We start from the raw sequence: 14,262 nt of genomic DNA on the forward strand, positions 1-14,262 counted from the left end.
TCCGGAGATCGGGTTTCGGTCACGGATTCTCCTCGGAGGGACGGGCGAGGACGGCCTCGCAGTGGTCGAGCCAGCGCTGCTCCGCCTCGGCATGGAAGATCATCGAGTCGACGACCAGGCGCTGTGCGGCCTCGGACGACGCGTCGAGGCTCCGCAGGGCACGAGTGAGCTCCTGTAGGCCCCGCATCGTCGCGGACCGCTGGGCCCGGATGACCGCCGCCACGTCCACGCCGGGCGTGGTGACCGCCATCGCGAGCTTGATGACGAGCTCGTCGCGGGGCCGGTCGGCCCGGGAGACGGGTTTGGCGAACCACCGGTCGAGCTCGTCGCGGCCTTCGGGGGTGATGGCGTAGCGGACCCGGCCCTGCTCGTCCTGGTCGCCCTGGTCGTCGCGGGACACCAGGCCGTCGCGTTCGAGGCGGGACAGCGTCGTGTAGACCTGTCCGATGTTCAGTGGCCAGGTCGTCGCCGTGGACGCCTCGAACTCGGCCCTGAGCTGATAGCCGTAGCGCGGGCCCCGGCTCAGCAGGGCGAGCAGGCCGTGTCGTACTGACATGAATACTCAGTATGCATACTGAGTATGCCTCTGTCAGCGCTGGGATCGGAAAGGGTGCGAGTGGAGGGGTTCAGGCGTTCTTGTGCTGGCGGTAGTGACGAGCCGCGCGGGCGCGGTTTCCGCAGGCCACGGAGCACCACTCCTGGCGCGGGTGCTCCCTGACGAAATACAGCACACACCGGGGCGCCGGGCAGGCGCGAAGTTGCTCCCGGTGCGGCCCGCCCAGCAGGTCGACAGCGGCGGCCGCGAGGGCCGCCCGCAGGCGGGCGGAGTCGCCGGCGGCCCGCGCGGGCAGGGTCCGGGCGCGGGGCGCCTCGTCCGGCGGCCATTCGAGCAGGGGGGCGACGGGCACCGCCGCCGCGGTGGTGTTCACGAGATCCAGGGAGGGCTCGAAGGCCGGCAGCCGGGCCGCGTCCGCGCCGCTCGCCGGCCCGGGGGACACGGCCCGGGCGAACAGCGCGCGGATCGCCTGTCGCAGCGCCACGACCTCGTCACGCATCTCGGGAGTGGCGACGAACGTGGCGGGGTCGATGTCGAGCTCGGGCGCGTGGTCACCGACCCAGGCGGTAAGGCCGCCGACGTCCTCCAGCGCGTCCACCGGGCCGGACCGGTCCGCGCGGATGGTGCTCACGAATTCCAGGGCCAGCAACGAGGACATCGGTTCAGTCTAACGTGACCGGCCGGGCGTACCCGTGAGACCGGGAGGCTGCCTGGAGGCTTCAGCGGCGGATGGCCTTGGCGAGGATGGCGACGAAGGCCGCGAAGCCCAGCCCCCCGACGAGGACGGGCGCCATGATGACGGCGTCGGGATCGGGCCCGGTCAGGTAGCGGATGCCCATGCCGATGAACAGCAGGCCGCACAGCAGGCACATCCAGTTCGTACGGTGCACCCGGCGCGGGCGCTCGGGTCGCGACTCAGGCCGCACGGCGCACCTCCACGTCGCCGAGCCCGGCCTTGACGTGCAGCTCGATCGTCGGCACGTCGCCCTCGACGGGCGTCTCCGGATCGAGGACGCGGTCGAACCGCACGTCGCTGCCGTCCTCGACCTTGTGGTCGATCTTCACCTCGCCCAGCTTGGCGGAGCCGTGCACCTCCACGCGGGCGGTCGTCGGGACGATCACCGTGAGCTGTCCCATCGACACCGAGGCGTCGAACCTGACCCGGCCGCCCGGCTTGAGCGTCACGTCGCTCAGGTCGAGCTTGCCCTCGCCGATGCCCAGCTCGTAGGCGCCGGGCGACTGGACGGAGCCGACGGGGTGCCAGACGAAGCTGCCGACCTTGCGGGGGATGCCGTTCACCGTCGAACTTCCCACGAGCACGAGGGCCACGATCGTTCCCGCGGCGATCAGCGCCGCGCCCCGGCCGAACCAGGCCGCGACCAGCAGGCCCGCCCCGATCGTGACGAGGACCGCCCCGCCGACGACCGGCAGGCCGACCGAGCCTGAGCCGGTCCGCTGCATGGTGACCATGATCCCTCCAACGATCAGGGCGAGGCAGATGGTGAGGCCGCCGACGAACGACCTGGGACGCTTGGGCTTCACCGGCCGCGCGGGCGGCGGCGTGGGCGGGGCGTAGGGGCTCGGCGGGGGGTAGGGCGACCCGTAGGGCTGGTACGGCTCCCGCCTCGTGAAGGGGCCGTGGGGGGCGAAGGGCTCCCCGGCTCCGTAGCCGTGCCCTCCGGCTCCGTGTCCCCGCATGCCGTGCCGGTGGTCCTGGGCGCCGCTGTCACCGTACGCGCCCGCCCGTGCCTCGCGAGCCAGGTCGGACAGCCGCCGGTAGCCGTCGCCGGCGGGAGGCGCGGAGACGGAGGGCCCAGGCGCTCCGGGAGCCCAGCCGGCCGGCGTCCCGTGGACGTCCGGTCCCACGCTGTTCGGGCCTGCGGCGCTCGGGTCGGTGTACGACGTGCCGGGGGCGGGCTCCGCGGCCAGCCGGTTGACGGGTTCGAAGGGCCGGGTCGGCGGGTCGCCGTCGGCCCGCCCCGCCGGTGCCGCCGTGTCCCCCGCGACGGCCTCCTGGACGAGCGTGTCGTCCACGGCCTTCGGGGCTGCTGCCACCGGGTCCTGGATGACCGTGTCGTGGATCGCGGTGTCGTCCACGGCCGCGGCCTGGACCATCGTGTCCTGGATCGCGGTGTCGTCCGTGACTCTGTCCGCGGCTCTGTCGGGGGTTCTGTCCGTGGCCGGGCCGGGGGCTGCGGTGTCCGCCGCGGGCGCCTGCGCTGCGGCTCCCTGCGGCGCCTGTGCCTGCGGTGCCGGGGTCTCCCGCAGCGGCGTCTCCGCCATCGGCGCTTGCGCCCCGGGGGCGCCGGCCGATCCGTACGGCTCCCTCGCGGGCGGCGGGGTGAAGGGCGCGAACGGCGCGAAGTTCGGGGTGGCCCGGGTCATACCGCGCCGTCCGGTCGCCCGCTCGGGCATCGACTTGGCCATCGTCAGCAGGTCGACGCCGCGCGCGTGGGCGGCCATCAGCACGATGGCCAGCAGCGTGCCGACCACGATCGTGCCGCGGTTGATCCCTCCGGAGGCGACGTTGATGATCAGGCCGAACGCGAAGACCGCGGCCAGCAGTGCGAGCACGGTCTCGGCGTCGAACAGCCGCCGGGTCCACTGCTCCAGATGGCCGGGGCCGCCGCCCGGCTGGCGCATCAGCAGGAACGCCGCGACGTACAACATGACGCCGATGCCGGAGGCGAGGACAAGCACGGCGAAGCCGACCCGGAAGAGCACGGGGTCCATGCCCGTGAACCTGCCGAGGCCCGCGCAGACGCCCGTGATCATGCGCCCGTCCCTCGAGCGGCTCAGCACCTTCTCGGGCTCGGGCGTGCCGGCGGAGTCGGGAGCAGGGGTCGGTGGTGCCTCGGTCATGGTCCCATCCTGGCCTCGCCCGCCGTACCCCTGCCATCGGGGGAACCCCTGACTCGTCCCCGACCCCTCAGGGGTGGCGTCAGGGCATGCCCTGATGCGCTCATCGTCGGTGACGTGTGACGATGCTTCCCGAGATGTCTGAGATGACTAACGCCCCCGCGGCGTACCCCCGGATGGTCCGGCCCGCCTCGGGCCGGGTGGTCGCGGGCGTCGCGCAGGGTGCCGCCGCCCAGCTGCGGCTCGACCCCGTCGTGCTGCGCCTCGCGTTCGTGCTGCTCACCGTCGTCGACGGGCTGGGCGTGGTGGCGTACGCCGCGCTGTGGATGTTCACCCCCAAGGAAGAGGTGAAAGGCCGCGAGCCGGCCCGCGAGTGGGGCCAGCTCGCCGCGTACGGCGTGCTGTGGCTGGCGCTGGCGGGCTTCGCCTGGATGACGGGCGCCTCCAGCGGCGGATTCGGCACGTGGCCGATCGCGGTCGGCGGCATCGGCGCGCTGATCCTGTGGCAGCAGGCCGACCCGGGGCGGCGGCAGCGGTGGATGTCGGGCGCGGTCAAACAGGTCAGCACGACCTGGGTGCGCACCGGCATCGGGGCGCTGCTCGTCGTCGTCGGCGCGATCGGCTTCCTGGCCGCGAGCGGCGAGCTGGCCAAGGCCGGGACCGGGCTCGTGTTCACCGCGGTCGTCGTCGGCGGCATGCTGATGATCGCCGCACCCTGGCTGGCCTCGCTCGTGAAGGAGCTCCAGCGGGAGCGCACCGAGCGCATCAGGCAGGAGGAGCGGGCCGAGGTGGCCGCCCACGTGCACGACTCGGTGCTGCACACGCTGACTCTCATCCAGCGCAACGCCCACGACGCGCGGGAGGTCGCCAGGCTCGCCCGGTCGCAGGAGCGTGAGCTGCGCAACTGGCTCTATCAGCCCAAGCAGGACGCCGACGCCACCCTCGCCGCCGCCGTGCGGCGGGTCGCGGCCGAGGAGGAGGACGCCCACGGCGTGCAGATCGAGGTGGTCTGCGTGGGCGACTGCGAGCTGAACGAGGGCCTGGTGGCCCTGCTGCACGCCGCCCGGCAGGCGATGGTCAACGCGTGCAAATACAGTGGGGCTCCGGTGGTCTCCGTCTACGCCGAGGTCGAGCCCGACGAGGTGACGGTGTTCGTCCGGGACCGGGGCAAGGGCTTCGTGCTCGACGACGTCGCCGGGGACCGGATGGGCATCCGCCAGTCGATCATCGGCAGGATGGAGCGCAACGGGGGAAGCGCCCGGGTCAGGACCGAGCCGGGCGACGGAACCGAGGTCATGCTGACCATGAAGAGGGAGCCTTGACTTCCTCCCCTCCCAGAAAGGAGGGGAGTCCAACCGTCGCCGGCTGGGCTTCCTGCTTCACCGCCGGCCGCCCGCCCGAGAGGACTCTCGTTGAGGTCTTACACCAGCTCCACAGGCGTTTCGCCTCTCCGCCAGCCCGGCGGCGAGGATGTTCTTGGCGGCGTTGACGTCCCGGTCATGGACCGCACCGCAGGCGCATCGCCACTCCCTGACGTGCAGCGGCAGGGAGTGTTGGAGTGTGCCGCACGCCGAGCACAGCTTGGAGGAGGGGAACCACCGGTCCACGACCAGCAGTTCCCGCCCGTACCAGGCGGCCTTGTACTCCAGCATCGCCCGCATCTCCCGCCACGATGCATCGGATATGGCGCGGGCGAGTCTCCTGTTCTTCTGCGCCCTGGCCAGCCTGCGCCGGTCGGCCCGCTCATGGCGCGGGTTGGTGACCTTCTTCCCCGTGGACAGCGTAACCAGAGCGCTGATCCCCGCGTCCACACCGACCGCGTCCCCGTTGGGGGCGAGCGGGCGGATCCTCTCCTCCACCAGGATCGACACGAACCAGCGTCCCGCGCTGTCGCGGGACACGGTCACCGTGGACGGTCGGGCGCCGTCCGGGAGCGGCCTCGACCACACGACGTCCAGCGGGGTGTCCATCTTGGCCAGCGTCAGTTGGCCGTTGCGCCAGCGGAAGCCCGAGCGGGTGTATTCCGCCGATGCCCGGGATCGCTTGCGGGACTTGAACGCAGGGTAGTTGGCCCGCTTGGCGAAGAAGTTCCCGAACGCCGCGTACAGATGGCGCAGCGCCTGCTGCAGCGGCACCGACGACACTTCGGAGAGAAACCGAAGCTCGGGGGTCTTCTTCCACGCGGTGAGAGCGGACGAGGACTCCATGTAGGAGACGCGGCGGCCTTCGGTCCTATGGGCACGGATGTGCTGCTCCAGCGCCTTGTTATAGACCAGGCGGGCGCAGCCGAACGTCCGGGCAAGCTCGTCGGCCTGCTCATGGGTCAGGTAGAAGCGGTACTTGTAGGACCGCTTCACGATCTGCGCCACAGCGTCACACTAAGCGACGGATCGGTCGCGCACTGGCCGGTTGCGGTAGATGGCGGTTTGCCTTTGGGACAATCGTCTGTCCCTGCGCTACTCCGCAGAGCTCTGATTCCTCCCGCCCGCAGGCGGAGTTTCCTCGGAGGTAACTGATGAAGACCGTACGCGTGCTGATCGTCGACGACCACCGGCTGTTCCGGTCCGGCGTGCGGGCCGAGCTGGGACCGTCGATCCAGGTGATCGGCGAGGCCGAGGACGTGGAGTCGGCGGTGACGGCGATCGGCGAGCTGCAGCCCGACGTGGTGCTGCTCGACGTGCACATGCCGGGCGGCGGCGGCCAGGAGGTGCTGCGGCGCGTGCTCGGCTCCGGCTCCCAGGTGCGCTTCCTCGCGCTGTCGGTGTCGGACGCGGCCGAGGACGTGATCGGGGTCATCCGGGGCGGCGCCCGGGGCTACGTGACCAAGACGATCAGCGGCGCGGAGCTGACCGACGCGATCATCCGGGTGTCCGATGGCGACGCGGTGTTCTCGCCGCGGCTGGCCGGGTTCGTCCTCGACGCGTTCGCCTCGACGGAGGCCCCGCCCATCGACCCGGAGCTCGACTCGCTCACCCAGCGGGAGCGTGAGGTGCTGCGGCTGATCGCCCGGGGTTACGCCTATAAGGAGATCGCCAAGGAGCTGTTCATCTCGGTGAAGACCGTCGAGACGCACGTGTCGAGCGTGCTGCGCAAACTGCAGCTGTCCAACCGCCACGAGCTGTCGCGCTGGGCCACCGCCAGACGTCTGGTCTGAACCCGTCTGTGCGGACCCGTCTGGTGCGATCGCCCCTTGACGTGCGACGCTCAGTCAATGGGCCGTGACGTACCCTCCGTCTCCTTCAGCCGGGAGGACCGCCGTCGCTACCGGGACAAGGTGAAGCTGTCGCTGGACGTCCTGGCCGAGATGCTGCGGGAGTCGCGGTTCGGGTTCGACCGGGCCCAGATGGGCCTGGAGATCGAGCTGAACCTGGTCGACTCCCGGGGCGAGCCGGCGATGAAGAACGCCGAGGTCCTGGCCGCCATCGCGGAGCCCGACTGGGCGACGGAGCTGGGCCAGTTCAACGTCGAGATCAACATTCCGCCGCAGGTGCTGTCCGGCGAGGGCAGCCGCCTGCTGGAGGAGTCCGTACGGCTGCGCCTCAACCGGGCGCAGGAGCGGGCGGCACGTGTCGGCGGGCAGCTCATGCTGGTCGGCATCCTGCCGACGCTGCGCGAGAGCGACGTCAGCGAGGGGACGCTGTCGGCCAACCCCCGCTACAAGCTGCTGAACGAGCAGATCTTCGCCGCCCGCGGCGAGGATCTGCACCTCATGATCGAGGGGGTGGAGCGGCTCGACACCTACGCCGACAGCATCACCCCCGAGGCGGCGTGCACGAGCGTGCAGCTCCACCTGCAGGTCAGCCCCGAGACGTTCGCCGACCACTGGAACGCGGCCCAGGTCATCGCCGGTCCGCAGGTCGCGGTCGCGGCCAACTCGCCGTTCCTGTTCGGCAAGGAGCTGTGGCGCGAGACCAGGATCAGCCTGTTCGAGCAGGCCACCGACACCCGGCCCGAGGAGCTGAAGGCTCAGGGCGTGCGGCCGCGCGTCTGGTTCGGGGAGCGGTGGATCACGTCGGTCTTCGACCTGTTCGAGGAGAACGTCCGCTACTTCCCCGCGCTGCTGCCCCTGTGTGACGAGGAGGACCCGAGGCGGGTCCTCGACGAGGGCGGGGTGCCCGAGCTGCACGAGCTGCGCCTGCACAACGGCACCGTCTACCGCTGGAACCGGCCCGTCTACGACGTCTCCGACGGCGTCCCCCACCTGCGGGTGGAGAACCGCGTGCTGCCCGCCGGGCCGACGGTGGCCGACATCGCCGCCAACGCCGCGTTCTACTACGGGCTCATGCGCGTGCTCCCGGCGGCCGAGCGGCCCGTGTGGACGCGCATGTCCTTCGCCGCCGCCGAGGACAACCTCCGCAACGCCGCGCGGCACGGCCTCGACGCCCGCCTCTACTGGCCGGGCCTGGGGGAGGTGCCCGCCGCCGAGCTGATCCTGCGCAGGCTGCTGCCCATGGCCTACCACGGGCTCGACCTGTGGGAGGTCGACCCGGTCCAGCGCGACCGGCTGCTCGGCATCATCGAGCGGCGCTGTGTGACCGGCCGTACGGGGGCGGACTGGCAGGTCAGGACGGCCCGCGCGTTCGGCGGGGACCACGAGGCGCTGCGCCGTATGACGCTCCGCTACCTGCAGCACATGCACACCAACGAGCCCGTCCACACCTGGGGAATGTAAAACTTTCGCGTTCGGCGAGAATCGCAAATCTTTGCCGCCTAAATGGGTATTCGCGTTGAAATGACCCGCCGAACACTGGCCGTGCTGCTGCTCCTGGCGGTCCTCGTCGCGTCCTGTGGCACATTTACCGGCTCCCCGCCCGACCGGGCCCAGCCGGGGGACGCGGCGTCCCGGGGGACGCCGTGCGAGGGCGCCGGCGACGACTTCCCCGGCGACGTCAAGCTGGCCCGGTGCCTCACCGAGTGGTTCTGGTCGCAACGTTTCCAGGAGAACGGCGGGACCTACCGCCCGATCACCCGCTTCGTCGCCTATCAGGGCGCCAACGGCCCCGACTGCGGTGGGCAGGCGGCCGTGCCGGAGAACGCCTTCTACTGTCCGTACGGCCATTTCATCGCCTACGACGCGGCCTGGCTCAAGGCGATGTACGACCAGATGGGCGACGGGGCGGTCTATGTGGTGATTCCGCATGAATTGGGGCACGCCGTGCAGGCCCAGCTCGTCGAGGACTTCCGCTTCAACGTGGAGCGGGAGCTCCAGGCCGACTGCTACGCGGGCGCCGCGCTGAGCGGCCTGATCCGGGTGGGAGTGCTGAACACGGAGCAGGGCGACGAGGAGGAACTGCTCGCCAACCTCCAGGCGGCGGGCGACCCCACCGACATCTGGCTGGCGCCGGACGCCCACGGCACCCCGCGACAGCGCCAGCAGTACTTCGCCCACGGCTACACCGAGGGAATGGGGACCTGCTGAGGCCATCTCCTCACGGCCGGTCGAGCTCGGCGAGCTCGTCGGCGGTGAGCGTGAGCTCGGCAGCCCCGGCGGAGTCGCGGATGGACTCGGGACGGCTGGCGCCGGGGATCGGGACGATCCGCGGGGAGCGGGCCAGGTGCCAGGCCAGGCAGACCCGCTGCGGGCTCACGCCGCGCCGGCGGGCGATCGCGTGGAACGCCGTCCCACCGGCGGGGCCGCCGGAGTCCAGGGCGCTGCGGGAGATGCCGCCGAGGGGGCTCCAGGGCAGGAAGGCGACGCCGAGCGCGGTGCACAGGCGCAGTTCGGGCTCGCTGTCCCGCACGGCGGGGGAGTGGCGGTTCTGGACCGAGGTCAGACGGCCGCCGAGCTCCCGGTCGGCCTCGCGGATCTGCCGGACGTCGACGTTCGAGATCCCGGCCATCCGGATCTTGCCCGCGTCGAGCAGGTCGCGCAGCGCGCCGACCGACTCGGCGAAGGGGACGTCCGGGTCGGGCTTGTGGAGCTGGTAGAGCCCGATGGAATCGACGCCGAGTCGCTCGAGCGACGCCTCGCAGGCCCGCCTGATGTGGCGCGGGTCGCCGTTCACCGTCCATGAGCCGTCTCCGGGGCGGCCGCGGCCGCCCTTGGTGGCGACGAGGACGTCGCCGGCGTCGCCTCCGTAGGAGGCGAGAGCGCGGGCGATCAGCCGTTCGTTGTGGCCGATCTCGCCGGCGTGCCAGTGGTAGGAGTCGGCGGTGTCGATCAGGGTGACGCCCGCGTCGAGGGCGGCGTGGATCGTGGCGATCGCCCTGGCCTCGTCGGGCCGGCCCTCGATGGACAGCGGCATGGCGCCGAGGCCGACGGCGCTGACCGGGACGTCTCCGATCAGGCGGGTGCGCACGTCCGCTCCTCCCCGGCGAGCGCCTCCCGGACGACCGACGGCAGCCAGTCGGCGACGTGCGAGAAGCGGAAGCCGAGAGCCGCGGCGCGCCCGTTGTCCACGGCATAGCCGCGGTCGAAGGAGAACGGCGAGGTGTCCTCGCCGACCGCGTACACGGGTTCACCGATGGCCGCGCACAGTTGCCGTACGTCCAGGGTCCCGTGCGAGGCGGCGTTGACCGGGCCGGTGAAGTCCGCCCGCGCGGCCCAGGCGAGGAACCGCGCGATCTCCCGCTCGTGGATGAACGACGCCGGCCGGGGATCCTCATGCACGATCACCGGAAGGCCGGCCCGGATCCTGCGGACGTAGTGCGCGAGCCTTCCGGTGAAGTCCGCGCCGCCGAGCACGTGCGCGGTCCGGACGCTGACGAAGTCGAACGCCTTGTCACGCGTGAAGACCGCCTCCGCCTGGCGCTTGCCCTCGCCGTAGTTGGCGTCGAGGAACGCCGGGTCGTCCCACGGCCGGTCCGTGCCCACCGGCCAGGCCTCCGGATCGACCACGTGTTCCGCGTGCGGCGGGTCGTCGAGGCCGGCGTACACCTCGACGGTCGAGGTCATGACGTAGCGCCTGGTCCTGCCCGCGAACACCCGCAGCGCGACGGCCGCCTGCACGGGCGTGTAGCAGACCTGGTCGATCACCGCGTCGAAGTGACGGTCGCCCAGGACGCGGCGCAGGGAGTCCTCGTCGTTCCGGTCGGCCCGCAGGTGCGTCACGCCCTCGGGCACCGGAGTCGATCCCCGGTTGACGACCGTGACCGCCGTCCCGGCGTCCCGCAGGTTCTCGATCAGCCGCCTGCCGAAGTATCGGCTCCCGCCGATGATGCACATCTCGCTCACGACCACCAGAGTGTCCACGTATAGTCGTCAGCGGTAGTGGCGATCTTCTTAGCCAGTCGTAAGGAAAACTGTTGATCGACGTGCACCGGCTCGGCGTTCTGCGTGAGGTCGCCCGCCACGGCAGCTTCAACCGCGCGGCCGCCGCCCTGCGGTTCACCCCTTCGGCCGTCTCACAGCAGATCGCCGCACTGGAACGCGGCCTCGGCGTCCCCGTGGTGCAACGCAGCACGCGAGGAGTGGTCCTCACCGAGCCGGGGCGCATGCTCGTCGATGCCGCCGAGGCCATCGCCGCCGAACTGAGCGACGCCCAGGAGCGCATCGACCGGCTCTCCACCGCGCGGGCCGGGTTCACGATCGCGGCGTTCGCCAGCGGGGGCCGCCGCCTCCTGCCGCCGGCGCTCACCCGCTTCGTCGCCGAGCACCCCGAGGCCGAGCTGACGATCCTCGAACGCGAACCGGAGGACAGCCTGCCCCTGGTCCGGGAGGGCCGCGCCGATCTCGCCCTCGCCTACCACTTCGACGGGCCCCCGCCCGTCCGTCCCGGTGACCGCTCCGGCATGAACTGGACCCCGCTGATCGCCGACCCGCTCCGGGTCGTCCTCCCGCGTACGCATCCTCTGGCCGGGCGCGCCCGCCTCCATCTGGCCGAGCTCGCCGCCGAACGCTGGATCCTCGGATGCCTGAAGACCGTGGACCTCCTTCGCCGCTACGCCGAGCTGGCGGGCTTCGAGCTGCGGATCTCGTGCAGCGCCACCGACTACTTCTTCGCGCAGTCCCTGGTCACCGCGGGCGTGGGCGTCGCGCTCATCCCGGAGATCTCGCTCACGCCGGGCCTCGACGTGGTCGCGATCCCCCTTGAGCCGCCCAGCCCGTCCCGTTTCATCGGCATCGCGACCTCCCGTCGCCACCGCGGCCCCGCCCAGCCGTACGTCGACGCGCTGCGCGGGCTCCTGTCGGAGGGGGCGGTCATGAGTGAGGTGGAGGACGGATGAAGCCTGCGACGGTGGCCTGTCTCGGGGTGCTCACGGCCGCGAACGTGCTCAACAACCGGGTCGCCCGGCGGTGGGCGCCGCTGACCTCGGCGGCTGCGACCGGCACGCTGCTGCTGATCGCCCGCGGGGAGGGGCTGACCTGGCGGGAGCTGGGCTTCCGCCGCGCCCGCGCCGGCGCCGTGACCGGGGGCGTGCTCGCCGCCGGCGTCGCGGCCGTCTACGCGGCGGGCGTCGCCCACCCTCGCACCCGCGCGCTGTTCCACGACGAGCGCGCGCTGGCGCTGTCGCGCCGCCGGGTGCTGGAGGAGGCCCTGGTCCAGGTGCCCTTCGGGACCGTGCTGCTGGAGGAGGTGGGCTTCCGCGGCGCGCTGCCCGCCCTGCTCGGCCGCTCGCTCCCGCCGCGTACGGCCGTCGCCGCCTCGGCCGCGCTGTTCGGACTGTGGCACGTGTTGCCCGCCATGGACATGGCCAGGGCCAACCCCGCCCTCGGCCGGCTGACCGCCGGGGAGACCCCGGACGAGGCCGCCGGCCCCGTGAAGACGGCGCGGCTGGAGACGGGACGGCTGGTGGCGGGGACGGTGGCGTCCACCGCGGTCGCCGGGCTCGTGTTCCACGGGCTGCGCCACCGCGCCGGGCTGCTCGCGCCCGCGCTGCTCCACCTGGCGACGAACTCCCTCGGCTACGCCGCCGCCCGGGTGGCCCGCCGCCTGGATCAGCCCTCGCGGGGGTCGGCCAAACCGGTCCGGTAGGCGTACGCGACCGCCTGGGCGCGGTCGCGCACCCGGACCTTGGCGAAGAGGTTGTTGATGTGCGTCTTGACTGTGGCCTCGCTGATGAACAGGCCGGCGGCGATCTCGGCGTTCGACAGGCCGCGCGCGATGAGCCGCAGGACCTCCGCCTCGCGCGGAGTCAGCCCGTCGGGCGGCGTACCGGCGCTGGACGACGGCCCGGCGCCTGGCGACGTCCCGGCGTCCGGGGGCGTCTCCGCTCCCGGCCTCCGGCCCGCCCGGGCCGTCTCGCGGGCGTGGCGCGGAGAGAACCGCGACCGGTGAGCCGGCGCGGCGGCCGGGCCGGGCGTCTCGCCGGGCGGCGCGGTGCCGGTGACGGTGTTCAGAAGGCGGCGCTGCACGCCGGGGTCGAGCTGCGCGTCGCCGTTCATCACCGTGGTCACGGCGCGGGCGATCTCTTCGGCGTCGGCGCTCTTGGTGAGGAAGCCGCGCGCCCCGGCACGCAGCGCGGCGAAGACCGACTCGTCGTCGGTGTACGTCGTGAGCACGACGACCTGGGTGTCCGGGAACTCGGCGCGGATCCTGCGGGTGGCCTCGACCCCGTCCATCCGGGGCATGCGCAGGTCCATGAGCACCACGTCGGGCCGTTCGTCCGCGACCAGGCGGAGCGCGGCCTCGCCGTCGGACGCCGACCCCACCACCTCGATGTCCGGCAGCAGGCCGAGCAGCAGGACGAGCCCGTCGCGCACGACGGCCTGGTCGTCGACCACGAGCACGCGGGCGGTCATGCCGGCACCCGCAGCCGGACCAGGAAACCGTCCTCGGTCTCGCCGGCCTCCAGGGTGCCGCCCAGGAGTTCGGCGCGTTCGCGCATGCCCACGAGACCGTATCCTCCTCCCGGCGTCCCGGGCTCGTCACTCGGGGGGTTGACGACCTCCAGTTCGCACTCCCGGTCGCCGAAGTTCAGCCGTACGGTGGCGGGGGAGCCCGGGGCGTGCCGCCGCACGTTGGTGACGGCCTCCTGGGCGGTGCGGATCATCGCCAGCTCGGTCTCGGGCGGCAGGCGGCGTTCGACCCCGGAGACGACGACGGCGCACTCCTCGCCGGTCGCGTCGCGGAAGTCCTCGGCGAGCGCGTCCAGCGCGGCGGGCAGCGGCTGGGCGTCGTCGCGGAGCGCGGCCACGGCTCTGCGCGCTTCTTCGAGGCCCTGCTTGGCCAGCTCGCGGGCGCGTTCGACCCGGTCGAGGGCCTCCTGCGACCGGTCGGCGCGCAGCAGCAGCCGGGCGCCTTCGAGGTGCACGATCTGCGCCGACAGGGAGTGCGCGAGGATGTCGTGGATCTCCCTGGCGATCCGGGCGCGCTCGGCCAGCACGGCCTCGCCCGCCTGGGCGGCGGTGGCGGCCCTGCGCTGCCTGATGGCGTAGGCGACCGCGAAGACCACGCAGATCGACACGCACAGGCTGAGGTCGCGCTGGTGGGCTTCGGGGGTGATCGGCGGCGGTAGCAGTCCCGTGACGCTCGATCCCAGTCCCGCGAGCGCCAGCAGCAGGAGCGGCAGCGACCGGCTGAGCGGGTGCCGTACGGCAGCGGCCCCGACGCTGAACATGAGCACGGCGACGGCCGGGCCGCTGTCCGAGACCATGTCGAGGGCGATGGTCGCCACGAGGGTGAGCCCGATGAGGACGGCCTCCGCCGGGCCGTCGTTCCAGCGTCCGGGGAGGATCGCCCGCAACCGGATGACGACCATGAGGGTCAGTGTGACGGCGATCGCGGCGGTCAGCGCGGTGACGGCGAGCCGGTCGCCGGTCAGGCCGAACCCCGGCGGGCTGGTCGCCTGCCCGCCGACCAGCAGGGCGATCACGGCAAGCCGCAGGCACGCGCCGGCGATCGCGTTCCTGCGGCGGGATTCCGGGCCGGCCTCGGCATGTCCGTCACGACTGGGCACGCCCCGAC

Annotated in this window: 14 protein-coding genes and 1 pseudogene; 6 read left to right on the forward strand and 9 right to left on the reverse strand. The window is 72.4% G+C overall.

Features of this window, described 5'->3' with window-relative positions; genetic code table 11:
* Window positions 1–19 precede the first annotated feature (19 nt).
* From QSK36_RS05085 to QSK36_RS05100, 4 genes are all read right to left on the reverse strand, one after another.
* Window positions 20–556 (reverse strand): PadR family transcriptional regulator, encoded by a 537-nt coding sequence (locus QSK36_RS05085; protein WP_285781511.1) that lies wholly within the window; start codon window positions 554–556, stop codon window positions 20–22.
* 70 nt (window positions 557–626) lie between these two features.
* Complete coding sequence (locus tag QSK36_RS05090; RefSeq protein WP_183534399.1) at window positions 627–1,214, reverse strand: CGNR zinc finger domain-containing protein; 588 nt, start codon at window positions 1,212–1,214, stop codon at window positions 627–629.
* A gap of 61 nt (window positions 1,215–1,275) precedes the next feature.
* Window positions 1,276–1,482: a hypothetical protein gene (locus QSK36_RS05095; protein ID WP_139573565.1), complete on the reverse strand. Its 207-nt coding sequence runs from the start codon at window positions 1,480–1,482 to the stop codon at window positions 1,276–1,278.
* A complete protein-coding gene (locus tag QSK36_RS05100) occupies window positions 1,472–3,418 on the reverse strand; it encodes a PspC domain-containing protein (RefSeq protein ID WP_285781512.1) in 1,947 nt (648 codons plus the stop codon). Before QSK36_RS05100 ends, QSK36_RS05095 begins: the two co-directional genes overlap by 11 nt.
* A gap of 143 nt (window positions 3,419–3,561) precedes the next feature.
* Between QSK36_RS05100 and QSK36_RS05105 the strand changes: the two genes are divergently transcribed.
* Complete coding sequence (locus tag QSK36_RS05105) at window positions 3,562–4,737, forward strand: ATP-binding protein (RefSeq protein ID WP_406540335.1); 1,176 nt, start codon at window positions 3,562–3,564, stop codon at window positions 4,735–4,737.
* On the opposite strand, the pseudogene QSK36_RS05110 reads toward QSK36_RS05105, so the two are convergent.
* A pseudogene (locus QSK36_RS05110) lies at window positions 4,709–5,784 on the reverse strand (RNA-guided endonuclease InsQ/TnpB family protein). The gene QSK36_RS05105 and the pseudogene QSK36_RS05110 overlap by 29 nt on opposite strands.
* Window positions 5,785–5,930: 146 nt before the next feature.
* Between QSK36_RS05110 and QSK36_RS05115 the strand changes: the two are divergent.
* The 3 genes from QSK36_RS05115 to QSK36_RS05125 are packed head-to-tail and all read left to right on the forward strand — an operon-like array spanning window position 5,931 to window position 8,834.
* Window positions 5,931–6,569 carry a response regulator gene (locus QSK36_RS05115; RefSeq protein WP_030508417.1) on the forward strand — a complete coding sequence of 213 codons (639 nt, stop codon included), beginning with the start codon at window positions 5,931–5,933 and terminating at the stop codon, window positions 6,567–6,569.
* Window positions 6,570–6,626: 57 nt separating this feature from the next.
* Window positions 6,627–8,087 carry a glutamate-cysteine ligase family protein gene (locus QSK36_RS05120; RefSeq protein WP_183534405.1) on the forward strand — a complete coding sequence of 487 codons (1,461 nt, stop codon included), beginning with the start codon at window positions 6,627–6,629 and terminating at the stop codon, window positions 8,085–8,087.
* A gap of 60 nt (window positions 8,088–8,147) precedes the next feature.
* The gene (locus QSK36_RS05125) at window positions 8,148–8,834 is read left to right on the forward strand and encodes a neutral zinc metallopeptidase (protein ID WP_285781514.1); all 687 of its coding nucleotides are present in this window, start codon (window positions 8,148–8,150) and stop codon (window positions 8,832–8,834) included.
* 10 nt (window positions 8,835–8,844) lie between these two features.
* Here QSK36_RS05125 and QSK36_RS05130 read toward each other — a convergent pair whose 3' ends face one another.
* Together QSK36_RS05130 and QSK36_RS05135 are read right to left on the reverse strand one after the other, a co-directional pair.
* Window positions 8,845–9,714, reverse strand: coding sequence for an aldo/keto reductase (locus QSK36_RS05130; RefSeq protein WP_285781515.1), 870 nt, complete (start codon window positions 9,712–9,714; stop codon window positions 8,845–8,847).
* A complete protein-coding gene (locus QSK36_RS05135) occupies window positions 9,699–10,580 on the reverse strand; it encodes an NAD-dependent epimerase/dehydratase family protein (protein WP_285781843.1) in 882 nt (293 codons plus the stop codon). The genes QSK36_RS05130 and QSK36_RS05135 overlap by 16 nt, the downstream gene beginning before the upstream one ends.
* A gap of 89 nt (window positions 10,581–10,669) precedes the next feature.
* On the opposite strand from QSK36_RS05135, the gene QSK36_RS05140 reads away from it, so the two are divergent.
* Both QSK36_RS05140 and QSK36_RS05145 read left to right on the forward strand, forming a co-directional pair.
* The gene (locus tag QSK36_RS05140; protein ID WP_285781844.1) at window positions 10,670–11,581 is read left to right on the forward strand and encodes a LysR family transcriptional regulator; all 912 of its coding nucleotides are present in this window, start codon (window positions 10,670–10,672) and stop codon (window positions 11,579–11,581) included.
* Window positions 11,578–12,330: a CPBP family intramembrane glutamic endopeptidase gene (locus tag QSK36_RS05145; RefSeq protein WP_183534415.1), complete on the forward strand. Its 753-nt coding sequence runs from the start codon at window positions 11,578–11,580 to the stop codon at window positions 12,328–12,330. The genes QSK36_RS05140 and QSK36_RS05145 overlap by 4 nt, the downstream gene beginning before the upstream one ends.
* On the opposite strand, the gene QSK36_RS05150 is transcribed toward QSK36_RS05145, so the two are convergent.
* Both QSK36_RS05150 and QSK36_RS05155 read right to left on the reverse strand, forming a co-directional pair.
* A complete protein-coding gene (locus tag QSK36_RS05150) occupies window positions 12,294–13,097 on the reverse strand; it encodes a response regulator transcription factor (RefSeq protein ID WP_285781516.1) in 804 nt (267 codons plus the stop codon). The two genes, QSK36_RS05145 and QSK36_RS05150, sit on opposite strands and share 37 nt — an antisense overlap.
* Entirely contained in the window at window positions 13,094–14,254 is a 1,161-nt protein-coding gene (locus QSK36_RS05155; protein ID WP_285781517.1) for a sensor histidine kinase, read from the reverse strand. Before QSK36_RS05155 ends, QSK36_RS05150 begins: the two co-directional genes overlap by 4 nt.
* Window positions 14,255–14,262: the final 8 nt, after the last annotated feature.

It is taken from the genome of Microbispora sp. NBRC 16548 (assembly GCF_030268985.1).
GTDB lineage: Bacteria > Actinomycetota > Actinomycetes > Streptosporangiales > Streptosporangiaceae > Microbispora > Microbispora catharanthi.